A 23,418-nucleotide genomic window follows, 5' to 3' on the forward strand; every position below is an offset into this window, starting at 1 on the left:
AGCGCCCGGCCGCAGCTGTGCCGGGGACGACGAGGGCCCCGCAATCCCTGGCAGGAGTGCGGGGCCCTCGATGTCGTCAGATCAGCGGTCGCCCTGCGGACGCTCGGCCCGGAACGGCCGGTCACCCTGCGGACGGTCGCCGCGGAAGGGCCGGTCGCCCTGGGGGCGGTCACCGCGGAACGGGCGGTCGCCCCGGTCACTGCGGAACGGGCGGTCACCACCCTGGAAGCGGTCGCCGCGGAAGGGCCGGTCGCCCTGCGGGCGGTCGCCACGGAACGGGCGGTCACCCTGCGGCCGGTCCCCACGGAACGGGCGGTCGCCCTGCGGGCGGTCGCCCCGGTCGCGGAACGGGCGGTCACCCTGCGGGCGGTCGCCGCGGAAGGGCCGGTCGCCGTACTGGCGCGGGCCGCGGTCGCGGAACGAGCGGTCGCCGTCGCGGCGCGGGCCGCGCTGGAAACGCGGCTCCGGCTCGTCCACCACGGGGGTGCCGGAGGGCTCCCGGGCGCCGGTCAGCTCGACCAGCTTCTCGTCGGTGAAGCGCAGCCGGTGCTCGGCGGGCTTCTCGACGCCGGCCTTCTCCATCATGGCCAGCGTGGTGCGGCGCTGCTTGGGCAGCACCAGGGTGGCCACCGCGCCGGACTCGCCGGCCCGCGCGGTGCGGCCCGCCCGGTGCAGGTAGTCCTTGGGGTCCTTCGGCGGGTCGATGTGCACGACGAGCGAGACGCCGTCCACGTGGATGCCGCGGGCCGCGACGTCGGTCGCGACCAGCACGCCCATCCGGCCCTCCTTGAACTCGGCCAGGGTGCGGGTGCGGACCCGCTGGGTCTTGCCGCCGTGCAGGCCACCGGCGCGTACGCCGACCTCGCGCAGCTGCTCGACCAGGCGGTCCACGCCCATCTGGGTGCGCGCGAACATGATCGTCCGACCCGGACGGTTCGCGATCGCCGCCGTGACCTTGAACTTCTCCTGCGGCGGGATCAGCAGCATCATGTGGTCCATGGTGGTCACCGCGGCCGCCGGCGGGGCGGTCGAGTGCGTCACCGGGTCCTTCATGAACCGCTTGACCAGCGTGTCGACGTCACCGTCCAGAGTGGCCGAGAAGAGCAGGCGCTGGCCCTCGGCGGGGGTCTTCGACATCAGCTCGGTGACGTCGGGCAGGAAGCCCATGTCCGCCATCTGGTCGGCCTCGTCGAGCACGGTGACCTCGATGTCGTCGAGCGCGCAGGCGCCGCGCTCGATGAGGTCGCCGAGGCGGCCCGGCGTCGCGATCATCACGTCCAGGCCGCGCTGCAGGCCCAGGATCTGCCGGTCGTACGGCACGCCGCCGACGGCGGTGCCCGTGTAGAGGTCCATCGCCTTGGCCAGCGGGCGCAGCGCGTCCGCGACCTGCATGGCCAGCTCACGGGTGGGCACCAGGATCAGGGCCTTCGGGTGGTGCGGGCGGGCCGGCTTGCCCTCGGCGAGCCGGGCCAGCAGCGGCAGTCCGAACGCGAGGGTCTTACCCGAGCCGGTCTGGCCGCGGCCGAGCACGTCCCGGCCGGCCAGCGCGTCGGGCAGGGTGGCCGCCTGGATCTCGAAGGGCTGGGTGATGCCGGCGCGGTCCAGCTCCCGCACCATCGGGCGGGGCAGGCCGAGCTCGGCGAAGGTGGGAAGGTGGGAATCGCCCTGGTCGGCAGCGGCGCCCTCGGGCGCGGCGGAGCCGTCGATGTCGATCTCGAAGACCGACGGGAACAGGGCAGGGTCATGCATAGTCAACGCGAAACCTCTCGGGTGGCGCATCCCCGCGCCGCGCGGCCTCGTGCCGCTGCAAGTCACCCGCAGGAACGCTCGAGGGCGCGCCGAGCGCGCCCAGAACACAACCCGTCAAGTGTACGGGGCGCCGCGCCAGGCGTCCCGTCAATAACACGGCGGTGTAGCGGGAGTCACCCCGCGGCGGGCGCCGGACTCGGGCTCGGGGACGGCTGCGGGCTCGCCTTCGGGCTGGTGCTCTCCTGCGCCACCGGGGACGCCGACTCGGCCGGCTCCGGCTCCGGGGAACCGCCGCCCTGCGGGGTCGGAGAGCTGCTCGCGCTGGGTGAGCTGCTCGGTGAGCTGCTCGCCGACGGCGAGGACGACGCGGTGGGCCGAGGGGTCGCCGAAGCGGACGCGGTGGCCGTCGGGGTGCTCTGCGGCGCGGGCAGCGCGTCCACCACGCGGGTCGCGAAGTCGACACTGCTCATGCTCACCGGTGCGATCTTCACCACATCGCCGGTGGTGCGCGCGTGCACCATCTTGCCGTTGCCGAGGTACATGCCGACGTGGTGGATGGTGCGCCAGTCGTTCGGATTGGTGGCGAAGAACAGCAGGTCGCCGGGGAGCAGCGCGCTCTTGGCCACCGGCTTGGCACGGGTGCCGTAGTACTGGTCCTTGGCGACCCGGTTGAGCCGGATGCCGGCCTTGCCGTACGACCAGTACATGAGGCCGGAGCAGTCGTAGGTGTTCGGGCCCTCATCGCCCCACTTGTACGGTTTGCCGCGCTGGCTGAGCGCGTGCATGACGGCCTGACGCGCCTTGGGAGCGGCGATGAGGCCCGCGTTGCTCTGCCCGGCGTCGTAGTCGCCGAGGTTCTGCTCCTGGAGCTCGCGCTGCCGGTCCGCTTCGGACTGCGCCTCGGCGACCCGCCGCTTCAGCTCCAGGAACGCGGTCTCCTTGCGCTTGTACTCCTTCTCGATGGCGGAGTACGCGGCGGAGGTCTTCTGCTCGGCGGTGATCGCCTCGGTGAGCGCGACGTACGCGGTGCGCTCCTCCACCTGCGCGCGGGACAGGTCGGCCAGCGCCGACTCGGTCTCCGGGGTGCTGTGCGCGCGCGGGATGAGCAGGCCCAGCTCGCCGAGCGAGTCGTCCAGGCCGGCCGGGCCCTTCACCGAGCCCTGGTAGGCGGCGATGGCGGCGGCCTCGGCGGCCTTGCGGGCCTCGCGCAGCGCGTCGGCGGTCTGGCGCCAGGCGTAGTCGGCCATCGCCTTGGCGATGAGCGCGTTGCTGTACTCCTGCTGCAGCTCGCTGCGGCGGGCGCTGAGCACCGACAGCTCCAGCTCGGCGGCGGTGTACTGCGCCAGGAGCTGGGCCTGCGGGGTCAGCGCGACCGACCGGGGCGTGCTGAGCGAGCCGTAGGGCAGGGTGGGGATGCCGTCGGCGACGGGGCGGCTGCCGGAGTCGGGAATCGCGGTGATCTTCGCCCCGACCGGCGCCTCCGCGGCAGCGGGCACCGTCACGCCGCCCACGATCAGCGCACTCAGCACGGCCGTGCCGAGAGCAGCCGGATGCGGACGTCGAGTCTGCCCACGTCGACGCTTGGACATCAGTGGCCCCGCCCTCCCCGTTGGTCCCACCAAGTTTCCTACCGGAAATCAGGTTTCATGTCGACCCTTCTGTCCCGGTGGCGTCAAGCTGAACATCAGCTGTCAAGGCCCACACGAGTGTCACCTGCGGCGGGGTCGTAGGCTGGCGGTCATGGACGTGGGTTTGAAGCGGGAGCTGGAGCAGAAGGTCTACGCCGGGGAGCGGCTCAGCCGCGCCGACGGCGAGGCACTCTACGCGAGTGACGATCTGGCCTGGCTGGGCCGCCTCGCACACCACGTGCGCACGCAGAAGAACGGCGACCGGGTGATGTTCAACGTCAACCGGCACCTCAACCTCACCAACGTGTGCTCGGCGAGCTGCGCGTACTGCTCCTTCCAGCGCAAGCCGGGGGAGAAGGACGCCTACACGATGCGGGTCGAGCAGGCCGTCGCCAAGGCGCTGGAGATGAAGGACGAGCAGCTGACCGAGCTGCACATCGTCAACGGCCTGCACCCGACCCTGCCGTGGCGCTACTACCCGCGCGTGCTCAAGGAGCTGAAGCAGGCGCTGCCGAACGTCAAGCTGAAGGCGTTCACCGCGACCGAGGTGCAGTGGTTCGAGAAGATCTCCGGCCTGACCGCCGACGCGATCCTCGACGAGCTGATGGAGGCGGGCCTGGAGTCGCTGACCGGCGGCGGCGCCGAGATCTTCGACTGGGAGGTCCGGCAGCACATCGTGGACCACGCCTGCCACTGGGAGGACTGGTCGCGCATCCACCGGCTGGCCCACAGCAAGGGCCTGCGCACCCCGTCGACGATGCTGTACGGCCACATCGAGGAGCCGCGGCACCGCGTCGACCACGTGCTGCGCCTGCGTGAGCTGCAGGACGAGACCGGCGGCTTCACCGTCTTCATCCCGCTGCGCTACCAGCACGACTTCCACGACAGCGCGGACGGCAAGGTGCGCAACCGGATCCAGGCGCGCACCACGATGGCCTCGCCGGCCGAGTCGCTGAAGACGTTCGCGGTGTCCCGGCTGCTGCTGGACAACTTCGACCACGTGAAGTGCTTCTGGGTCATGCACGGCCTGTCGGTGGCGCAGCTGTCGCTGAACTTCGGCGTGGACGACCTGGACGGCTCGGTGGTGGAGTACAAGATCACCCATGACGCCGACTCGTACGGCACGCCCAACACCATGCACCGCGACGACCTGCTGCACCTGATCTGGGACGCGGGCTTCACCCCGGTCGAGCGGGACACCCGCTACCAGGTGGTCCGGGAGTACGGCCCGCCGCAGAGCCTGGCCGAGCGGCGCAGCGAGCCGCAGCAGGTCTGGGCCTGAGCATGGCCGGCGCCGAGGGCGCCCCGCAGGAGCGGCGTCGCGGTCCCCGCCGTGACGCCGCCGGGCGCATCGTCTCCCTCTCCGACCTGCTCGGGTACGTGCTGGCCGGCTGGGTCATCAGCATGCTCGGGCTGCTCGCCTTCGACGGGCTGTTCGCGCTGCTCGGGCTGGGCGAGTTCGGGCAGGTCACCGGCTGGCTCGGCCTGATCTACCCGGTGATCGTGTTCGTGGAGCAGTTCAAGGCAGCGGCTCCCCATCGCGGACGGCTCGCCGTGGCCCCGGCCGCCGCGCTGGTCGCGGTGGTGCTGGGGCTGGTCGCCGTCGGGCTGGCGGGCGGGTTCGCCCCATTGGTCACCGGCGGCCTGGGCTCCCTGGTGGCCACCGTCGCGTACGCCGTGCTCTGGCACACCGGCCTTGCCGTGGCTAGCCGAGACTGACCGCTACCCTGGACCGGTGAGTCCTGCTGTCAAGTACACCCTCGGCCGGCTGGTCCTCTTCCTGGCCTGCTTCGCCGCCGCCTGGTTCATCCCCGGCATCGACCTGTTCATCAAGCTCGGCATCGCGGTGCTGGCGTCGTTCGCGCTCAGCTGGTTCCTGCTGCGCGGCCTGCGTGACGAGATGACGGCGCAGGTCGAGGACGCGCTGGAGCGCCGCAAGGCGGACAAGGAGCGGCTGCGCGCCGCCCTGGCCGGCGAGGACGTCCCCGCGGCGGCCGACGAGACCGACGACGCGGCCCCGGTCGCCGAGGCGTCCTCCGCCAAGTGATGAGCAGCGGCACATCCTGATCCCGCCTCGCGTCCGGCGGCACGGGTGTGTATTACCGTGTCGCCTGACCGTCCGCAGCGAAGCCGGTGCGAACCCGGCGCTGTCCCGCAACTGTGATCCCGCTCGTCGAGCGGGGAGCCAGGTCGCCTGCGGCGGTCGCGAACCACGCCTTCGAGGAAAGGCGTCTCGCGGACCGGGCTGCCCCACCTGAACGGGCCCTGTCGGCGAAGACCTTGCCTCGACCGACAGGAGGATCTGCATGTCTGCCCTTTCGCTCTCCCGGCGCGCGCTCGGCGCGCTGGCCGCCCTCGGCCTCGCGGCCGGGCTCGCGGCCTGCGCCACCGAGGACCCCGCCGCCCCCGCGCCGTCCGGCGCCGCCGCGGCGTACCCGGTGACCGTGGGCTCGGTCACCCTCGCCGCGCAGCCCGTGAAGATCATCTCGCTGTCGCCGACCACGACCGAGATGCTGTTCGCCATCGGCGCGGGCGGCCAGGTCACCGCCGTCGACGACAACTCGAACTTCCCGGCCGAGGCGCCGAAGACGGACCTGTCCGGCTTCCAGCCCAACGCCGAGGCCGTCGCTGCGAAGAGCCCCGACCTGGTCGTGCTCAGCACCGACAGCAACAACGTGGTGGCTCAGCTGACCGCCCTGAAGATCCCGGTGTACGTCGCCCCGGCGGCGGTGACGCTGGAGGACTCGTACCGGCAGATCAGCGAGCTGGGCACGCTGACCGGCCACGCGAACGAGGCGTCCGCACTCACCCAGCGCATGAAGGACGACATCGCCAAGCTGGTCAAGGACGTGCCGCAGCGCGCCACCCCGCTGACCTACTACTACGAGCTCGACCCGACGCTGTACTCGGTGACCTCGAAGACCTTCATCGGCTCGCTGTTCGAGCTGGCGGGCCTGAAGAACGTGGCGGACGCCGCCGACACCAAGGGCAGCGGCTACCCGCAGCTGACCGCCGAGTCGCTGGTCAAGGCCAACCCTGACCTGATCTTCCTGGCCGACACCAAGTGCTGCGGCCAGAGCCTGGACACCGTGAAGGCGCGGGCCGGCTGGGCCGGGATCACCGCCGTGAGCAAGGGCCAGGTCATCGCGCTCGACGACGACATCGCCTCGCGCTGGGGCCCGCGCGTCGTCGACCTGATCCGCTCGATCGTCGAGGCCACCGGCAAGGTTCAGGCCTGATCGTCGTGAAGACACTGCGACCGGCACGGCTGCGACTCCCGTGGCTCGCCGCGGGCATCGGGGCCGTGCTGGTCGCGCTCATCGCCGGGGTCGCCCTCGGCCCGGTGACGCTGCCGCCCGGCTCGGTCGCGGCGGAGCTGCTGAACCTGATCCCCGGCGTGGACCTGCCGTCGGGCCTCAACGAGCGTGAGATCGCCATCATCACCGAGCTGCGGCTGCCGCGGGTGGTGCTGGGGCTGCTGGTCGGCGCGATGCTGTCCCTGGCGGGCGGCTGCTACCAGGGCGTCTTCCGCAACCCGCTGGCCGATCCGTACCTGCTCGGCGTCGCCGCGGGCGCCGGGCTCGGCGCGACCCTGTCCATCGCGCTGCGGGAGAGCGCCTGGCTGGCCCCGGCCGCGTTCGCCGGGGCGGGCCTGGCGGTGCTGGCCACGTACCTGCTCGGGGTGGCGGGCGGCCGGGACCGGTCGTCGGCCACGCTGATCCTGGCCGGGGTCGCCGTGTCGGCGTTCCTCGCCGCGATCCAGACCTACCTGCTGCAGCGCAACGTGGACACCATCCGCGAGGTGTACTCCTGGCTGCTCGGGCGGCTGGCCACCAACGGCTGGCACGAGGTGACCCTGCTGCTGCCGTACGCGGTGGTCACGACCGTGGTGGTGCTGGCGCTGCGCCGGGAGCTGGACGTGCTGAGCGTCGGCGACACCGAGGCGGCGAGCCTGGGCCTGCACCCGCAGCGCTCGCGGCTGATCCTGCTGGGCGCCGCCTCGCTGGGCACGGCCGCGGCGGTCGCCGTGTCGGGGCTGATCGGCTTCGTCGGCATCATCGTGCCGCACGTGGTGCGCCTGCTGGCCGGCGGCTCATACCGGTCGATCCTGCCGCTGTCGCTGCTGTTCGGCGCGGCGTTCCTGGCGCTGGCGGATCTGGCCGCGCGCACCCTGATCGCGCCCGGCGAGCTGCCCATCGGCGTGGTCACCGCGTTCTTCGGCGCGCCGTTCTTCGTGCTGGTGCTGCGCACCACCCGGCGGGTGAGCGTCTGATGCTGGCCGCCGCCGGAATCCGGGTCACGCTCGGCGACGCCGAGATCCTGCACGGGGTGGACCTGACCGTGGCCTCCGGCGAGTGGGTCACCGTGATCGGCCCGAACGGCGCGGGCAAGTCGACGCTGCTGCGGGCGGTCGGCGGCGCGGTGCCGCACACCGGCACGGTCACCATCGACGGCACCGCCACCACGGCGCTGCCGCGCCGGCGCCGGGCCCAGCTCGTAGCGACGGTCGCCCAGCAGCCCGTGGTGCCGTCCGCCATGCGGGTGCTCGACTACGTGCTGCTCGGGCGTACGCCGTACATCGCGCCGCTGGGCCGCGAGTCGGCCGAGGACCTGTCCCTGGTGGAGCAGGTGCTGGACTCCCTCGAGCTGCGCCGGTTCGCCGGGCGGGAGCTGGAGACGCTGTCCGGCGGCGAGCGGCAGCGGGTGTTCCTGGCCCGCGCGCTGGCCCAGGGCGCGCCGCTGCTGCTGCTCGACGAGCCAACCTCGGCGCTGGACATCGGCCACCAGCAGGAGGTGCTGGAGCTGGTCGACGCGCTGCGCAAGGAGCGGGCGCTCACCGTGCTGGCCACCATGCACGACCTGTCCGTGGCCGGCGAGTACGCCGACCGGCTGGTGCTGCTGGCCGAGGGCCGGGTCGCCGCCGACGGCCCGCCGGCGCAGGTGCTCACCGAGGAGCTGCTGGCCCGGCACTACCGGGCGCGGGTCCGCGTGATCGCGGGCGAGTTCGGCCCGATCGTGGTGCCGGTGCGCGCGGGCTGAGGGTGTTTGCCGCAGGAGGCAAACACCTGGTGTGATGATCTTAGATCCGTCATCATGCGCTGATGCTGCGGATCCATTTCACCGGAGCGGATCTGGCCGCCACCAGGATCGCCGCGGAGCCGGATCCGCTGTGGGAGCTGTCGCTGAGCATGCACCAGCTGCGGCTGCGCGACTCGAACCCGTTCCTCGCGGGCTGGAAGCACGAGATCACCCGGCGCCTGCATCCGGGCAGCCGCGAGCGCCGGGCGGTCGCGCTGCCGTTCGCGCTCAACCCGCCACGCGGCTACTTCCCCGACTTCCTCACCCCGTACGAGTCGGTGGGCGGCTTCGAGGCCGGCCTGGACGCGGTGCTCGGCACCCCGAAGCGCCGCCTGCGCCGCGAGATCGACCAGCTCGCCGGCGCGTCCGCCGACACCCGGCCGCTGATCGAGGGCATCGGCCGGGGCAGTCCCGAGGACCTCGACGCGCTCGGCGCGAGCCTGCGCCGCTATCACGACCTCGCTCTCGCCCCGGTGTGGGACCAGGTCACCGAGGCGATCCGGCGGGACCGGGCACTGCGCGCCCGGCAGCTCGTCGACGGCGGGCTGGCGGCCGTGCTCGGCCGGCTCCACCCGCAGGTGCGATACGCCGACGGCGTGCTGGAGGTCGGCGTGTACGGCCGCAGCACCGACCGGGACGTACACCTGGAGGGGCGCGGGCTGCTGCTGATCCCCTCCTACTTCAAGGAGACCCGCCAGCTGATGGTGCTCGCCGACGCGGAACTGCCGCCGGTGCTGGTCTACCCGGTCGACCCCACCGCCCGCATCACGGCCGAGGCCGCGGTGTGGGGCACGGCGAACGCCCACCGCGACGCGCCGTCGGGGCCGCTCACCGCCCTGATGGGGCGCACCCGCGCGCTGGTGCTGGAGGCGGTCGCGACCGGCGGCACCACCTCCGTGCTGGCCAGGCGGCTGGGCCTCACCGTCCCGGCGGCGAGCAAGCACCTGGCCGTGCTGCGCAACTGCGGGCTGGTGCTCAGCACCCGCGACCGGAACACGGTCCACCACGACCTGACCCCGCTGGGCCGGGCACTGCTGGCCGCCGGCTGATCCCGCTCGGTCACCCGAGCGAGCGGACCGCCGCCAGCGCCCGGTCCACATCGTCCTCACCGGTCAGGATGCTGGTGCCGAACCGCAGGTACGACGGCTCGTACGGCGTGGTGCTGGTGATGACGCCCTTGTCGCGCAGCTGCGCGGCCGCCATGCCCGGATGCAGCGAGCCCACGTTGCAGCACACCACGCCCGCGGACAGCTCCGCCGAGCGCGGCGTGAACAGGGTGACCCCGGAGATCCCGGCCAGCCCATCCTTGAGCCGGGTGGCCAGCGCCGTGGTGCGCTCGGCGATCCGGGCCCGGCCCACCGTGCGGTGGAACTCGAACGCCTCCGCCAGCGACCACTGGTGCTCGAACGCGTGATAGCCGCCGGGCGACCCGGCCGGGTTGGGCGGGAGCTGGCTCAGCCCCATCCAGCGGCCGAACGCGGCGTTCTCGAAGGCGGGGATGGTCGGCTGGAAACGGGCCCACGCCTCCGGCTTGCCCCAGACCAGTCCGGTGCCGCGCGGCCCGAACAGCCACTTGTGGCAGCCCGAGACCAGGAAGTCGCAGCCCAGCTCCGCCGGCCCGGCGTCGACGGCGCCGAACCCGTGCACCCCGTCGACGCACAGCAGCGCCCGCTGCTCGGGAGCACGGTCCCTGTTGTGTACGGCCAGCGCGTCGGCCATGGCCCGGATCGGCAGGCGTACCCCCGTGCTGGAGTGAACCCAGGTCACCGCCACCACCCGGGTCGCCGGGGTGAGCGCCTTGACCAGCGCGGACACGATCTCGTCGGTGCTCGCCGCCGCGGACTGGGCGAACAGCCGCACCCGGCGTACGGTCACCCCGTCGCGCTCGGCGCGCAGCCGCAGCGACTCGTGCGTGGAGAAGAAGTCGTGCTCGGTGGTCAGCACCTCGTCGCCGGGGCGCAGCTTGATCCCGCCGTAGAGCAGGCCCAGGCCCATCGTGGTGGAGTCGGTGAAGCACACGTCGGTGCCGGGCACGCCCAGGTAGCGGCTCGCGCCGACGTGGATGCGCTCGAGCGCGCCCTCTTCGTTCTCGTGCAGGTAGCCGAACGTGTCCGCGTCCAGCCCGGCCCGGTGCCGGGCGATCGCGTCGCGCACCACGGCCGGCGGGCTCGCGAACACGAACGCCGCGAACTGCGCCTTGGCGGTGTCGAGGGCGAACTGCGCGCGTACGCTCGCCCAGCTGTTCGGGTCCAGTGGCGGCGCGCTGCTCACCAGGGGCGGCGTCACCTCCGCGCCGTCGCACGCGGACAGTGCACCGAGCGCGGCGGTCGCGGTCAGCCCGCCCAGCAGCCCGCGACGCGAGATCTCACCCATCGGTACATCGCAGCACCTCTGGGCGCGTAGCGCCAGCCCGCACGCGAGGCGTCGCAGGCTCCGAGTTTTCGGGCAGAGGCAAACTCATTGTGGGAGATTCGTCGATGCCAGAGGGTTGTCTCAGTCGTGTTCGGACAGACGGCCGCGTCGCACCGGATCGAGCGGAGGAAGACCCGGACGGTGTGGACCGCTGAACTCGGCCTCTCCCGGCGGCCGCCGGGCGGACGTCCTCGGAAGGGATGCGCATGAGGAAGAAACTTCGGCAACTGGCGATCATGGCCGTGCTGACGGCGCTGGCCGGCACGCTTACGACGGTGCTCACCGCGTCGCCGGCCGCGGCGGCCGGCTGCTACGAGGGCGCGGTCTCGTTCCCCACCCAGAACCTGACGGTGGGGTCGATCCGCTACCTGCCCAGCGCCAGCAGTTACTACACGACCAGTTCGCGCTGCTCTGACATCCAGATCGACCTGACCAACAACGGCGACGTCTACTGGGACGTGCGGCTGTGCTGGTGGGGCGGCACGTGCAAGCCGTATCAGCTGGTGCGGGCGAACGCGGGCTACGTCATCCTGGCCACGCAGGTGCTCGACGGCACGAAGTTCACCATCCAGATCTACAACAGTTTCGACTGGGACTATCCGGTGGGCGGAAAAGTCGCGGCATGACGCTGCGGCGTAGGTCGGTTTGATCCGGTGCTCGTTCCGGGGGCGGAAGCCGTCCCCGGAACGAGCATGCCGTGCCGTGTCAGCTCCGCAGCGGCTCCGGGAGCGGGTCGGTGTGCAGGACGATGAGGCTGGTCACGGCGCGGGTGAGGGCGACGTAGAGCCGGTGCAGGCCGCGCGGCTCGGCGGCGACGATGGCGGCGGGTTCGAGCACGACCACGTGGTCGTACTCCAGGCCCTTGACCATCGTGGCGGGCACCACGGTGAGGCGGCCGTCGCCGTCCAGCTCGGACGGATCGAGACCGGCCTCGCGCAGCGCCGCCAGCACCGCGGGCACCGCGGCGTCGGCGGCGATGACGCCGACCGACCCCTCCCGCTCCAGCGCGGCGCGGGCCGCGGTCACCACGTCGGCCGACTCGGTGACCTCCAGCGAGCCGTCGCGGCGCAGTGAGCGGGCCGGCGGCACCGCGACGTCGAGGGCGGGCAGCAGCCGGTTGGCCAGCGCCACCACCGCCTCGGGCACCCGGAAGCCGGTGCTCAGCGGCACGATGCGGCCGTCGGGACGGCCGAGGTGGCCGAGCATGTCCCGCCAGTCGCGCGCGGCCCACGGGGTGGTGCCCTGGGCGAGGTCGCCGAGCACCGTCAGCGAACCGTGCGCGCTGCGCCGGGCCAGCGCCCGCGCCTGCATCGGGGACAGGTCCTGCGCCTCGTCGATCACGATGTGGCCGAAGCCGGGCTGGCGGTCGAGCAGCCCGGCGATCTCGTCGGCGAGCACCGCGTCGGCCGCGGTCCAGGGTGCGGTACGCAGGCTGCGCGGCGGCTTCACCCAGCGCAGCGACTCCCGCTCGGCCTCGTCGAGCAGCCCGTCGGCGGCTTCGCGCAGCCGCTCGGCGTCGGTGTAGAGGTCGGCCAGCAGCTGCTGCGGGGTGACCGCCGGCCAGCAGTGGTCGAGCAGCTCCACGACCGCCTTGACCTTGCCCATCTTGCGCAGCCACGAGTCCGGTGGGGAGTCGCCGCGGCGGGCCTCGGACTGCCGTTGCAGCAGCCCGACCACGCGGGCCCGCACCCGCTCGCGGCCGAGGGCGTACGGCGGCTGCTCGCGGCGTACCTCGTCGACGACGCGGCGCAGCACGCCCTCGTCGACGCGCCAGCGGTACGAGCCGTCGGACACGGTGATCGGCCCGGCCGGGCGGGCGATCCGGGACCACAGCGCGCGGTGCAGCACCTGCGCCATGCGCGGGTCGTGCTTGACCGCCGCAGCGGCGGCACCGTCCTCGGCGCGCACCGGCAGCTGGTCCAGCAGCTCGGCGACGGTGGTCTGCTCGACCTCCAGCTCACCGAGGGCGGGCAGCACCGCCGAGATGTAGTGCAGGAACGAGCGGTTCGGCCCGATGATCATCACGCCGGCCCGGCGCAGCCGCTCCCGGTGCAGGTAGACCAGGTACGCCGCGCGGTGCAGGCCGACCGCGGTCTTCCCGGTGCCGGGGGCGCCCTGTACGCAGATGGTGTCCTCCAGCTCGGCCCGGACCAGTTCGTCCTGCTCCGGCTGGATGGTGGCGACGATGTCGCGCATCGGCCCGACGCGGGGACGCTCGATCTCGGCGGTGAGGATGGCGCTGCCCGTGCCCAGCTCCTCCCCGGCGTCCAGGCGCTCGTCCTCGAAGCTGGTCAGCACGGTGGTGCCGCCCGGCGCGGCCGGGGACCAGCCGAACCGGCGGCGCACCGCGACGTCCTGCGGGTCGCGGGCGCTGGCCTGGTAGAAGCGGCGGGACATGGGTGCGCGCCAGTCGAGCACCAGCGGCTCGCCGACGGCGTCGGTGACGTGACGGCGGCCGATGTGCCAGCGCTCGTCCAGGTCGGACATCGTCAGCTTGCCGAAGAACAGCGGCACCGCCGGGTCGTCGGACAGCTCCTTGATGCGCTGGGCCATCTGCCGCCCGAGCTGCTCGGCGGTGTACGCGTCCCCGGCGACCTGGTCGCCGGTGGTGAACAGGTGCTCGGCGCGTTCACGCATCGCCTTCAGCGCGGCGCGGGACGTGGTGAGGTGGTCTCGTTCGGCGGATATGTCGTCGGTGGGGGTGACACGGGCGTGGGTGGTCACGGCCGTCCTTTCAGAGGAGGGCCGCCCGGCTCTGCGCTCCCTGTAAAGCGCTGTCGGCTGTGCCTGTCAAACCGACCGACCATGGTAGCTGTCATCAAGGGCGGGGCACGTGATTTTCTTTACGCGTGAGCTCTGAGGGACTGCTGAAGATCACCGACCCGTCGGTGATGCGGGCGCTGGCACATCCGGCCCGGATTGCGATCATGGATCACCTGTCCGCGACGGGCGAGGACGCCACGGCGACCGAGTGCGCCGAGATGGTGGGCCTGTCCCCCAGCGCGACCAGTTACCACCTGCGCGCGCTGGCCAAGGCGGGCCTGATCGAGGACGCGCCCAGCCGCGGCGACGGCCGCGAGCGGGTGTGGCGCGCCCGGACCCGTGGCTTCTCCATCGAGGTGGGGCCGAACGGCGGCGCGGACGCGCGCGCCGCGGAGAGCGCCGTGGCCGGGGTGTTCCTGGCCCGCGGCGACGAGCGGGTGCGCCACTGGCTGTCGCGCTCGCACGAGGAGACCGACCAGTGGTACGACGCCGCGCTGATGAGCGAGTTCGGCATCGTCATCACCGCGGACGAGCTGACCGAGCTCACCGACAAGATGACGGCGCTGCTGGAGCCGTACAAGGTGAGCGTGCGCGGGGAGGTGCCGGCCGCGGCCCGGCGGGTCACCTGCCAGATCCGCGCCGTGCCGGTCGACTGACGCGGGAAGTCACAGCCCCGGCGGGCACCGCCCGCCGGGTCGCCCGCGGAGGGTAGGCTCCCTGATCATGAACGCGATGCGGCGTCCCCGGGTCGGGCACATCCAGTTCCTGAACTGCCTCCCCATCTACTGGGGACTGATGCGCTCGGGCGCGCTGATCGACGTGGACCTGCACAAGGACACCCCCGACCGGCTCAGCGAGGCCCTGGTCGCCGGTGACCTCGACATCGGCCCGATCTCGCTGGTGGAGTACCTGCGCCACGCCGACGAGCTGCTGCTGCTGCCCGACCTCGCGGTCGGCTCGGACGGCCCGGTGCTCTCCGTCAACGTGGTCTCCACCAGGCCGCTGCTGGAGCTGGACGGCTCGAGGGTCGCCCTGGGCAGCACCTCCCGGACCAGCGTGCTGCTGGCGCGCATGCTGCTGGCGGATCGCTACGGGGTCACCCCCGACTACTTCACCAGCCCGCCGGACCTGACCGCGATGCTGCTGGAGGCCGACGCGGGCGTGCTCATCGGCGACGCCGCGCTGCGCGCCCTGTTCGAGGCGCCCAAGCGCGGCCTGGCCGTCACCGACCTGGGCCAGGCGTGGCGGGAGTGGACGGGCCTGCCGATGGTCTTCGCCGTGTGGGCGGTGCGGCGTGACTTCGCGGCCGCGCACCCGGGCCTGGTCAAGGACGTGCACGAGGCGTTCCTGCGCTCGCGCGACCTGTGCGTCGCCGAGCTGGACGACGTCGCCGCGGCGGCGGCCCGCTGGGAGCCCTTCGACGCCGCCACGCTCGCCTCGTACTTCCGCGTGCTCGACTTCTCGCTGGGCGGCCGCCAGATCAGCGGGCTGCGTGAGTTCGCCCGCCGGGCGGCACTGCTCGGCGCGGCGCCGGCGCTGCCCGAGGGCGGGCCGGAGTTCATGTCGTTGTAGATCCGAGCTGTAGGTCAGATCAGCTGGGTCTTCGACCGTAGCTGGGTGGCCACCGACTTCGCGATCTCGGCGCCGTGGCTCCAGCTCGGGCTGGTGATCTTCCAGCGGGTCAGCACCGCCATGGTCCAGGTGTCGCCCAGCGCCAGGCAGTTGACGTTCCACTCCCTGGTGGCCTGCCGGTCCACCCAGCCGTTCTTGATGGCGATGCTCGACTGCTGGTTGCTGGGCCAGGCCTTACGGATGCCGAAGTCGCCGGTGCCGCGTACCGCCTGCATCTCGCCGACGAGGTAGTCGGTCCAGCGGGGGCCCGCCGCCGCGCCGCTGCCGATGGCGTGCGCGATGCGGCAGGTGTCGCGAGCGGACAGCCGGGTGGTGCTCCAGCCGTCGCCGGCCCTGGAGTCGGTCAGCTTGCAGATCGAGATCATCCGGGAGATGGTCGCCGACTTGCCCAACTCCGCCCAGAGTGTGGAGGCGGGCCCGTTGGCGCTGTCGCGGATCATCGTGCGGATCTCGTTCATCCGCGTCGAGCTGGGCGTCTGGCCGTTGTCGGCGGCGCGGCGCAGGTAGTCGGCGGCGAGCCAGGCCTTGATCATCGAGGCGGTCATGTTCGTCTGGTTCCAGTTCTTGGACCCGACGATGGTGCCGGTCTTGCGGTCCATCAGCGCCCAGCTGTACCAGGCGCTGGTGTTGACCTTGACCAGCTCGGCCGCGTTGCCCGACTCCAGCAGGTCGGCGTGCTCGACGCCGGGCGGGCCCGGCTGGATGGGGATGGCCCGCGAGGCGGGCGAGGTCGAGGGCGCGGGCGTCGCGCTCGGCGCCGGGCTGGGCTCGCGCCAGGCGTGCTGGACGGGGACGCCGTTGTCGCGGTTGGCCAACCAGATGCCTCCGGTGGTCATGGCGGCGGCGAGGCCGGCCCCGCCGGCCAGCAGTGCGCGCCGTCGGGTGAGCAGCTCTTTCATGAGGGGGACTCCGGGGGGAGGAGGGGTCACGGAGTATGTCGTCGGTCAGGCGCCAGGTGGCGTCACCAACTGCCGCGCCACGCCGGCGCAGACGTCGGCCCCGTACTGCAGGCCGTTCTCGACGGGGTAACGGGTCATCACGGTCATGATCCAGTCATCGCTGATGGCCAGACAGTTCAGGTGCCAGTTGCTGTCGGCGCCGATCGCGGTCCAGCCGTTCTTGATGGCGAGGGTGCGGGAAACGGGGTCCGGTACGCCGTCGATGATGCCCCATCTGCCGCCGCCTGTGGTGGGGAACTGTTCCTCGGCGGCGGTCGAGCCGGACACCTGGCGCATCTCGGACATGACCCAGTCGGTCCAGCGCGGGCCCGCCGCGGTGCCGTCGGCGACGCACTGGGCGAGCCGGACCGCGTCCCGCGGGGACATCTGGGTGCGGCTCCACCACTGGTCGTAGAGGCTGGTGTCGGTCAGCCCGCACATGTCGATCATGCGCTGGACCACGTCGTTGCCGCCGCCGGCCAGGTAGAGGGCCTGGGCGGCGCGGTCGTCGGAGTGCCGGATGGCCGCGCTCGCCTGTTCGAGCCGTTCCTGGCCGACGGTCTGCCCGGACTCGGCGGCCCGCCGCAGGAAGTCCGCGACCAGCCATACCTTGATCATCGACTCGGTGCTGCTGGTCTGCGTCGCGTTGCGGGACGCGATCAGCTCGCCGGTGTGCCGGTCGAGCATGGCGTAGCCGATGAAGTCGCCGGTGAAGTTCAGGTTGACCCGGCCCGCGACCAGTGAACGGCTGGGCTGGCGGGCGGCCTCGGCCCGCGCGTCCTGCTTCGCGGGCGCCTTCGCGGCGGCGGGCGACGGGACGCTCGCCGGGCTGGGGGTGACGGCGGCGGCCGACGGTTCGGGCGTGGCGCCCGCGTTCGCGTTCACCTGGACATTCTGCTGCGAGTCGGTGACGGTCCGCTCGCCCGCGACCCGGTCCACGGCGGCAGGGGCCAGCAGGGCGAGGACCAGAACGCCGAGCGCGGTCGTCGCGGCGGTGCTGAAGGTACGGCGGCGCTGCATGGAGGGGGTGCTCCCGGTGACGTCATTGTCGTGGGTTCGCCCGGATATGGGGTGGTCCGGGTTGGCCGCAACGGTAGGTCGTACCGCTGCGAGCTGCCATTTCCGAGTCTTGCTCGCGCTCAGCTCCCCGGCCAGAAGTGACGCAGGTCACGTGCGTGGACGCCGGGGCGGGCTCGTTGTGACAGTTCTTGCGCCGATCGGAGCAGAGCTGTAACACTGGCCGCATGGAGACTCCCAAGCCTGCCGTCGCGGGCGCCGACAGCCTGCTCGGCGATGTCGAGGAGGCCGAGGCCGCGCTGCGCGAGGCCGCCGACCGGGCCCTGGACGGCGAGGCGTCCTTCGACGCCGTCATCGCCGCCGACCAGAAGATCGAGCCGCGCGACGCCATGCCCGACGCGTACCGGTCCGGCCTGATCCGCCAGATCGCCCAGCACGCGCACTCCGAGATCATCGGCATGCAGCCGGAGGGCAACTGGATCAGCCGCGCTCCCACCCTGCGCCGCAAGGCCATCCTGCTGGCCAAGGTGCAGGACGAGGCCGGGCACGGGCTCTACCTCTACGCCGCCGCCGAGACGCTGGGCATCAGCCGCGAGGAGCTGACCGACGCGCTGATCTCCGGGAAGCAGAAGTACAGCTCGATCTTCAACTACCCCACGCTGAGCTGGGCGGACGTCGGCGCCATCGGCTGGCTGGTGGACGGGGCGGCGATCGTCAACCAGGTGCCGCTGTGCCGCTGCTCGTACGGCCCGTACGCCCGCGCCATGATCCGGGTGTGCAAGGAGGAGTCCTTCCACCAGCGCCAGGGCTACCAGTCCCTGTACGTGCTGGCCCAGGGCACCCCCGAGCAGCGGGCGATGGCGCAGGACGCGGTGGACCGCTGGTGGTATCCGTCGCTGGCCATGTTCGGCCCGCCGGACGCCGACTCCACCCACTCCGCGCAGTCCATGGCGTGGAAGGTCAAGCGCTTCTCGAACGACGAGCTGCGCCAGCGCTTCGTCGACATGTGCGTGCCGCAGGCCGAGATCCTCGGCCTCACCCTGCCCGACCCCGGCCTGCGGTGGAACGAGGAGCGGGGCCACTACGACTACACCTCTCCCGACTTCGACGAGCTGATGCGGGTGGTGAAGGGCGACGGGCCCTGCAACCGCCAGCGCATGGCGCACCGCAGGCGGGCCCACGAGGAAGGCGCCTGGGTGCGCGAGGCCGCCGCGGCGTACGCGGCGAAGCAGAACGGAAAGGTGACGGTGTGAGCAACGAGCCCCTGTGGGAGGTGTTCGTCCGGCCCCGGCGCGGGCTGGCGCACACGCACGCCGGCAGCCTGCACGCGCCGGACGCGGGCATGGCCCTGCGGCACGCGCGTGACCTCTACACCCGCCGCCAGGAGGGCGTCTCCATCTGGGTGGTGCCCGCCGCCGAGATCACCGCGTCGAGCCCGGACGAGAAGGACTCCTTCTTCGACCCGGCCGCCGACAAGATCTATCGCCACCCCACCTTCTACGAGCTGCCGGAGGGGGTGGAACACCTGTGAGCGAGCTGCTTGCGCTCGGCGACGACGCGCTGATCGCGGCCCAAAGGCTGAGCGAGTGGGTCTCCCGCGCGCCCACCCTGGAGGAGGACGTGGCGCTGGCCAACATCGCGCTCGACCAGCTCGGCGCGGCCCGGCTGCTGCTGTCCACCGCCGGTGACGAGGACGAGCTGGCCTACCTGCGCGACGGCCCCCAGTTCCGCAACTGCCTGCTGGCCGAGCTGCCGCTCGGCCCCGCCCGGGGCGACCTGGACTTCGCCTGGACCATGGCTTGGCTGCTCCTGCTGTCGTCAGCCCAGCTGCTGCGCTACACCGACCTCGCGGCGAGCGACGACGAACTCGCCGCGGGCATCGGCGCGAAGACCGTCAAGGAGTCGACCTACCACCTCGACCACGCCCACCAGTGGACGCTGCGCCTGGGCGGCGGCACCGACGAGTCGCACCGCCGCGTCCAGGAGGCCCTGGACAGCCTGTGGCCGTACGCGCACGAACTCACCGAGGGCATCCGGGACCGCTGGCTGGCCCTGGTCGAGCCGATCCTCGCCGAGGCCGGCCTGACCCGCCCCGCCGACCGCTGGCAGCCCGAGGGAGGCCGCACCGGCCGCCACACCGAACACCTCGGCTACCTGCTCGCCGAGATGCAGTCCCTGCACCGCGCCCACCCCGGAGCCCAGTGGTGACGCCCGAAAGGAAGGGCACCTTCGTCGGCTCGCGTCAGCGAGCCGAGCAGCAGCGCAGCACGCTATGCGTAGAGGAAGGGCACCTTCTTAACGGGAAGGAGGTATGACCATGGAGCTGGCTCACCCCGAGACCGTGCTGCTCGACGACCCGGCGCGGGTCGCCGAGATCGCCGGGGCCGTGCCGGATCCCGAGCTGCGCGTGGTGACCATCGGTGAGCTGGGCATCGTGCGCGGCGCCGAGCTGGCCGAGGACGGCCGCGTCACCGTGACCATCACCCCGACCTACTCCGGCTGCCCGGCGATGGACGCCATCCGCGACGACATCCGATCCGCGCTGGCCGCGGCCGGGCACCCCGACGTCGAGGTGAAGACCGTGCTCAGCCCGGCCTGGTCTACCGACATGATCACCGAGTCGGGCTGGGCGGCGCTGGAGCGCACCGGCATCGCCGCGCCGGGCGCGTCAGGCACCCCGGCCTGCCCGCGCTGCGCGCACGGCGGCCAGCCGGTCACGCCGGTGCTGCAGATCAGCCGGTACGCCTCGACGCCGTGCCAGAGCCTGTGGAGCTGCCGCTCCTGCCTGGAACCCTTCAACGCGATCAAGAAACTGTGAGCCCGCCGCTGTGAGCACGACCTTCCACGAGCTGACCGTCGCCGCCGTCGAGCCGCTGACCCCGTCCGCGGTGGCGCTGACCTTCGCCGTCCCCGCCGAGCTGCGGCAGGTCTTCACCTTCCGTCCCGGGCAGCATGTGACGGTACGCCTCGACGGCGAGCTGCGCCGCTCGTACTCGATCTGCTCCACCCCCGCCGAGCTGCGTGAGCAAGGCATGCTGACGATCGGGGTGAAGCGGGTGCCGGGCGGGGTCTTCTCCACCCGCGCCCAGGGTCTGGCCCCCGGCGAGACGCTGCCGGTGCTGCCGCCGCTGGGCCGCTTCACCACCGAGCTGGACCCGGCCCGCACCCGCCGCTACGGCGCGATCGTGGCCGGCTCCGGGATCACGCCGGTGCTGTCGCTGATCGCCACGGCGCTGGCCGTCGAGCCGGGCAGCACGTTCACGGTGATCTGCGGCAACCGCAGCGCGGCCGAGGTGATGTTCGCCGACGCGCTCGCCGACCTGAAGGACCGCTACGGCTCCCGGCTGCAGCTGGTCCACGTGCTGTCGCGGGAGATGCAGCCCAGCGAGCTGCTGTCCGGCCGGCTCGACGGGCCCCGGGTGACCGCGCTGCTCAAGGAGTTCGAGCTGGCGGCCGTGGACGAGTGGTTCCTGTGCGGGCCGCTGGGCGTGGTCCGCGCGGCCCGGGACGCGCTGGCCGCGGCGGGCGCGTCGGGCAAGGTGCACGTCGAGCTGTTCCACGCGGAGGAGCCGCCTGCGCCGCAGGCCGCCGTGGCCGAGGGCGGTGAGGTCGAGGTGTCCATCGTCCTGGACGGACGCTCCACCGACTTCACCATGGACCGCGCCGAGCGGGTGCTGGACGCGGCGCTGCGGCACCGCGGCGAGCTGCCGTACGCCTGCAAGGGCGGGGTCTGCTCGACCTGCCGCGCCAAGGTCGTCTCAGGCTCTGTGCAGATGGCCGCCAACTGGTCCCTGGAGCCCGACGAGCTGGCCGCCGGCTACGTCCTCACCTGCCAGTCCACCCCCACCACCGACACCCTCACCCTCGACTTCGACGCCTGACCGCCTCCGGGAGCCGGTCGTGGGGGTGCAGTTTCGGGGAAACTGCACGATCCCTGGCTCAGGTTCGTGCAGTTTCCCCGAAACTGCAGAGTGGCGCACGCGGACGCGGGAGCGGCGGGACGGTGTGACGGACCAGGCGGCCCCGGGGCGGTGGGGACGGGTTAGTCTCGGTGGCGTGAGTGCGAACAGGGAGATCGACAGCATCGTGCAGCGGGCCGCCGACGGCGGCCGGATCAGCGCCGAGGAGGCGCTGCTGCTCTACACCGACGCGCCGTTCCACGCGCTGGGTGAGGCCGCTGACGCGGTGCGCCGCCGCCGCTACCCGGACGGCGTCGTGACGTACCTGATCGACCGCAACATCAACTACACCAACGTCTGCGTGACGGCGTGCAAGTTCTGCGCGTTCTACCGCGCGCCCAAGCACGCCGAGGGCTGGGTGCACGACACCGCGGAGATCCTGCGCCGCTGCGGCGAGGCGGTGGAGCTGGGCGCGACGCAGGTGATGCTGCAGGGCGGCCACCACCCCGAGTTCGGCGTGGAGTACTACGAGAACCTGTTCGCCTCGGTGAAGCAGGCGTACCCGCAGCTCATGATCCACTCGATCGGGCCCAGCGAGATCCTGCACATGGCCAAGGTCTCCGAGGTGTCCATCGACGAGGCCGTGGCCCGTATCAAGGCGGCCGGCCTGGACTCGATCGCGGGCGCCGGCGCGGAGATGCTGCCCGACCGGCCGCGTAAGGCGATCGCCCCGCTCAAGGAGTCGGGCGCGCGCTGGCTGGAGGTCATGGAGGTGGCGCACCGGCACGGCGTCGAGTCCACCGCGACCATGATGATGGGCACCGGCGAGACCAACGCCGAGCGCATCGAGCACCTGCGCATGATCCGCGACGTGCAGGACCGCACCGGCGGCTTCCGCGCGTTCATCCCGTGGACGTACCAGCCGGAGAACAACCACCTCAAGGGCCGCACCCAGGCCACGTCGCTGGAGTACCTGCGGCTCATCGCGGTGGCCCGGCTGTTCTTCGACAACGTGGCGCACCTGCAGGCGTCCTGGCTGACCACCGGCAAGGACGTGGGCCAGCTCGCGCTGCACATGGGCGTGGACGACCTGGGCTCGATCATGCTGGAGGAGAACGTGATCTCCTCGGCGGGCGCCCGGCACCGGTCCAACCTGCACGACCTGGTCCAGCTCATCCGCACGGCGGGCCGCATCCCGGCCCAGCGCGACACGCTGTACCGCCACCTCAAGGTGCACTGGACCCCCGCCGACGACCCGACGGACGAGCGCGTCACCTCCCACTTCTCCTCCATCGCCATCGAGGGCGGCGGCGTGGGCAGGCAGCTCCCCCTGGTCGACGCGCGCTGAGCTTCGCTCGCGCGGGCTAGATCGCCGTTTCGTGTCCAGAAGTGCGCTCAGACCGCAGGTTCTGACACGAAGCAGTGATCTTCACGTGGCGGGAGCCGCCGGCCGGTCTGTGCCTGATCGGACTATGGGGGCGGGTGGCCGGCGGACATTAGTGTCCACCTGACTGTGACGTCGGGGGGACATCGATGACGCGGATCGTGAGCAGGATGGCAGCGCTGTTCGTGGCGCTCGTCGCGGCGGTGGGGGCCGCCGCCGCTCCGGCGTGGGCGGCCGGGCCGGATCTCGCGGCGCTGTCCAGAGGTGCGCGCGGAGCGATCGGGGCGACCGTCGACGTGTCGGTGGGCATCGCCAACCACGGTGATCCGCTGACCATCCAGCAGGTGGTCCTCAACTACCGCGCCCCGGCGGGCACGGTGATCGTCAAGGCGGCGGGCACGGCCTGTGTCTTCAACCAGGAGCGCACGACCGCCAGGTGCGGGCTCGGCACCGAGTGGCGCAGCAGGATCGCCGCGCGGCCCGAGGGCGGCTTCCAGACCATCCAGGTCAAGATCACATCCAGGGTGACCGGGACGGGCTCGTTCACCGTCACCTGCGGGTGCGACGCGAAGAAGGCCAACAACTCGGCGGAGATCGTCATCGAGGGCGCGGCCAAGCCGCAGCCCACCGCCTCGCCGAAGCCGTCGGCGAAGCCCCGGCCGAGCGAGAGCCCGTCGCCGCAGCAGAGCCTCAGCCCGCAGGAGACCTTCGAGCCGGACTACGGCAGCGAGGCGCCGGTCGTCGCCGCGCCGCCCGCGGCCGAGAAGGACTCCTCCAGCAGCGGATTCCTGCTCATCGGGGTCGGCGCGGTGCTGTTCGGGCTGGTCGGCCTGGGCGGTGCCGCGTACCTGTGGCGGGACCGCTCCGGCGGCGAAGAGGACGACACGGAGTAGCGCAGTGTGGCAGCCGCCGCAGCG

At 72.3% G+C, this 23,418-nt stretch carries 22 protein-coding genes, 1 pseudogene and 1 riboswitch; of the genes and pseudogenes, 17 read left to right on the forward strand and 6 right to left on the reverse strand.

Translation table 11 applies throughout. The features are described 5' to 3' along the window. Positions 1-81: 81 nt before the first annotated feature. Entirely contained in the window at positions 82-1,617 is a 1,536-nt protein-coding gene (locus tag Cba03nite_RS18530) for a DEAD/DEAH box helicase (RefSeq protein ID WP_239125876.1), read from the reverse strand. A 305-nt stretch (positions 1,618-1,922) separates the two neighbouring features. Then, a complete protein-coding gene (locus Cba03nite_RS18535) occupies positions 1,923-3,251 on the reverse strand; it encodes a C40 family peptidase (RefSeq protein WP_203747549.1) in 1,329 nt (442 codons plus the stop codon). Between the two features lie 238 nt (positions 3,252-3,489). On the opposite strand from Cba03nite_RS18535, the gene mqnE reads away from it, so the two are divergent. From mqnE to Cba03nite_RS18570, 7 genes and pseudogenes are all read left to right on the forward strand, one after another. Next, a complete protein-coding gene (mqnE, locus tag Cba03nite_RS18540) occupies positions 3,490-4,659 on the forward strand; it encodes an aminofutalosine synthase MqnE (protein ID WP_203747552.1) in 1,170 nt (389 codons plus the stop codon). A 2-nt stretch (positions 4,660-4,661) separates the two neighbouring features. Further along, on the forward strand, positions 4,662-5,096 hold the full coding sequence (locus Cba03nite_RS18545; RefSeq protein ID WP_203747555.1) for a hypothetical protein: 435 nt from the start codon (positions 4,662-4,664) through the stop codon (positions 5,094-5,096). 16 nt (positions 5,097-5,112) lie between these two features. Then, complete coding sequence (locus Cba03nite_RS18550) at positions 5,113-5,424, forward strand: DUF4229 domain-containing protein (RefSeq protein WP_203747557.1); 312 nt, start codon at positions 5,113-5,115, stop codon at positions 5,422-5,424. Positions 5,425-5,462: 38 nt separating this feature from the next. Further along, a riboswitch (cobalamin riboswitch) is annotated at positions 5,463-5,593 on the forward strand. 90 nt (positions 5,594-5,683) lie between these two features. After that, positions 5,684-6,616 carry an ABC transporter substrate-binding protein gene (locus tag Cba03nite_RS18555; protein ID WP_203747559.1) on the forward strand — a complete coding sequence of 311 codons (933 nt, stop codon included), beginning with the start codon at positions 5,684-5,686 and terminating at the stop codon, positions 6,614-6,616. Positions 6,617-6,633: 17 nt separating this feature from the next. Beyond that, positions 6,634-7,650 (forward strand): annotated as a pseudogene (locus Cba03nite_RS18560) (FecCD family ABC transporter permease); the annotation flags it as partial. Then, positions 7,650-8,417 (forward strand): ABC transporter ATP-binding protein, encoded by a 768-nt coding sequence (locus Cba03nite_RS18565; protein WP_203747561.1) that lies wholly within the window; start codon positions 7,650-7,652, stop codon positions 8,415-8,417. The pseudogene Cba03nite_RS18560 and the gene Cba03nite_RS18565, both read left to right, overlap by 1 nt. A 62-nt stretch (positions 8,418-8,479) precedes the next feature. Further along, positions 8,480-9,505 (forward strand): ArsR/SmtB family transcription factor, encoded by a 1,026-nt coding sequence (locus Cba03nite_RS18570; protein WP_203747563.1) that lies wholly within the window; start codon positions 8,480-8,482, stop codon positions 9,503-9,505. Positions 9,506-9,515: 10 nt separating this feature from the next. Here the strand turns inward: Cba03nite_RS18570 and Cba03nite_RS18575 are convergent, their stop codons facing one another. Continuing rightward, positions 9,516-10,829 (reverse strand): aminotransferase class V-fold PLP-dependent enzyme, encoded by a 1,314-nt coding sequence (locus Cba03nite_RS18575; protein WP_203747565.1) that lies wholly within the window; start codon positions 10,827-10,829, stop codon positions 9,516-9,518. 245 nt (positions 10,830-11,074) lie between these two features. On the opposite strand from Cba03nite_RS18575, the gene Cba03nite_RS18580 reads away from it, so the two are divergent. Further along, complete coding sequence (locus tag Cba03nite_RS18580; RefSeq protein ID WP_203747567.1) at positions 11,075-11,494, forward strand: hypothetical protein; 420 nt, start codon at positions 11,075-11,077, stop codon at positions 11,492-11,494. A 79-nt stretch (positions 11,495-11,573) separates the two neighbouring features. Here the strand turns inward: Cba03nite_RS18580 and Cba03nite_RS18585 are convergent, their stop codons facing one another. Beyond that, complete coding sequence (locus Cba03nite_RS18585) at positions 11,574-13,592, reverse strand: HelD family protein (protein ID WP_239125850.1); 2,019 nt, start codon at positions 13,590-13,592, stop codon at positions 11,574-11,576. A gap of 125 nt (positions 13,593-13,717) precedes the next feature. On the opposite strand from Cba03nite_RS18585, the gene Cba03nite_RS18590 reads away from it, so the two are divergent. Together Cba03nite_RS18590 and Cba03nite_RS18595 are read left to right on the forward strand one after the other, a co-directional pair. Then, the gene (locus Cba03nite_RS18590; RefSeq protein WP_239125851.1) at positions 13,718-14,287 is read left to right on the forward strand and encodes an ArsR/SmtB family transcription factor; all 570 of its coding nucleotides are present in this window, start codon (positions 13,718-13,720) and stop codon (positions 14,285-14,287) included. A gap of 67 nt (positions 14,288-14,354) precedes the next feature. Further along, positions 14,355-15,203, forward strand: coding sequence for a menaquinone biosynthetic enzyme MqnA/MqnD family protein (locus Cba03nite_RS18595; protein WP_346112567.1), 849 nt, complete (start codon positions 14,355-14,357; stop codon positions 15,201-15,203). A gap of 14 nt (positions 15,204-15,217) precedes the next feature. Here Cba03nite_RS18595 and Cba03nite_RS18600 read toward each other — a convergent pair whose 3' ends face one another. Beyond that, positions 15,218-16,162 (reverse strand): hypothetical protein, encoded by a 945-nt coding sequence (locus Cba03nite_RS18600; protein ID WP_203747569.1) that lies wholly within the window; start codon positions 16,160-16,162, stop codon positions 15,218-15,220. Between the two features lie 45 nt (positions 16,163-16,207). After that, a complete protein-coding gene (locus Cba03nite_RS18605; RefSeq protein WP_203747572.1) occupies positions 16,208-17,221 on the reverse strand; it encodes a serine hydrolase in 1,014 nt (337 codons plus the stop codon). 224 nt (positions 17,222-17,445) lie between these two features. On the opposite strand from Cba03nite_RS18605, the gene paaA reads away from it, so the two are divergent. The 7 genes from paaA (at position 17,446) to Cba03nite_RS18640 (ending at position 23,394) form a co-directional block, all read left to right on the forward strand. Further along, positions 17,446-18,471 carry a 1,2-phenylacetyl-CoA epoxidase subunit PaaA gene (paaA, locus tag Cba03nite_RS18610; protein ID WP_203747575.1) on the forward strand — a complete coding sequence of 342 codons (1,026 nt, stop codon included), beginning with the start codon at positions 17,446-17,448 and terminating at the stop codon, positions 18,469-18,471. Beyond that, positions 18,468-18,749 carry a 1,2-phenylacetyl-CoA epoxidase subunit PaaB gene (gene paaB, locus Cba03nite_RS18615; protein WP_203747578.1) on the forward strand — a complete coding sequence of 94 codons (282 nt, stop codon included), beginning with the start codon at positions 18,468-18,470 and terminating at the stop codon, positions 18,747-18,749. Before paaA ends, paaB begins: the two co-directional genes overlap by 4 nt. After that, positions 18,746-19,426 carry a 1,2-phenylacetyl-CoA epoxidase subunit PaaC gene (gene paaC, locus Cba03nite_RS18620; protein WP_203747581.1) on the forward strand — a complete coding sequence of 227 codons (681 nt, stop codon included), beginning with the start codon at positions 18,746-18,748 and terminating at the stop codon, positions 19,424-19,426. Before paaB ends, paaC begins: the two co-directional genes overlap by 4 nt. Before the next feature lie 109 nt (positions 19,427-19,535). Beyond that, the gene (gene paaD, locus Cba03nite_RS18625) at positions 19,536-20,036 is read left to right on the forward strand and encodes a 1,2-phenylacetyl-CoA epoxidase subunit PaaD (RefSeq protein ID WP_203747584.1); all 501 of its coding nucleotides are present in this window, start codon (positions 19,536-19,538) and stop codon (positions 20,034-20,036) included. A gap of 10 nt (positions 20,037-20,046) precedes the next feature. Further along, complete coding sequence (locus Cba03nite_RS18630; RefSeq protein WP_203747587.1) at positions 20,047-21,099, forward strand: 2Fe-2S iron-sulfur cluster-binding protein; 1,053 nt, start codon at positions 20,047-20,049, stop codon at positions 21,097-21,099. A gap of 175 nt (positions 21,100-21,274) precedes the next feature. Further along, positions 21,275-22,465, forward strand: coding sequence for a cyclic dehypoxanthinyl futalosine synthase (gene mqnC / locus Cba03nite_RS18635; RefSeq protein WP_203747589.1), 1,191 nt, complete (start codon positions 21,275-21,277; stop codon positions 22,463-22,465). 206 nt (positions 22,466-22,671) lie between these two features. Next, the gene (locus Cba03nite_RS18640; RefSeq protein WP_203747591.1) at positions 22,672-23,394 is read left to right on the forward strand and encodes a hypothetical protein; all 723 of its coding nucleotides are present in this window, start codon (positions 22,672-22,674) and stop codon (positions 23,392-23,394) included. The last annotated feature ends 24 nt before the right edge of the window (positions 23,395-23,418 follow it).

The organism is Catellatospora bangladeshensis (assembly GCF_016862575.1).
Lineage (GTDB): Bacteria > Actinomycetota > Actinomycetes > Mycobacteriales > Micromonosporaceae > Catellatospora > Catellatospora bangladeshensis.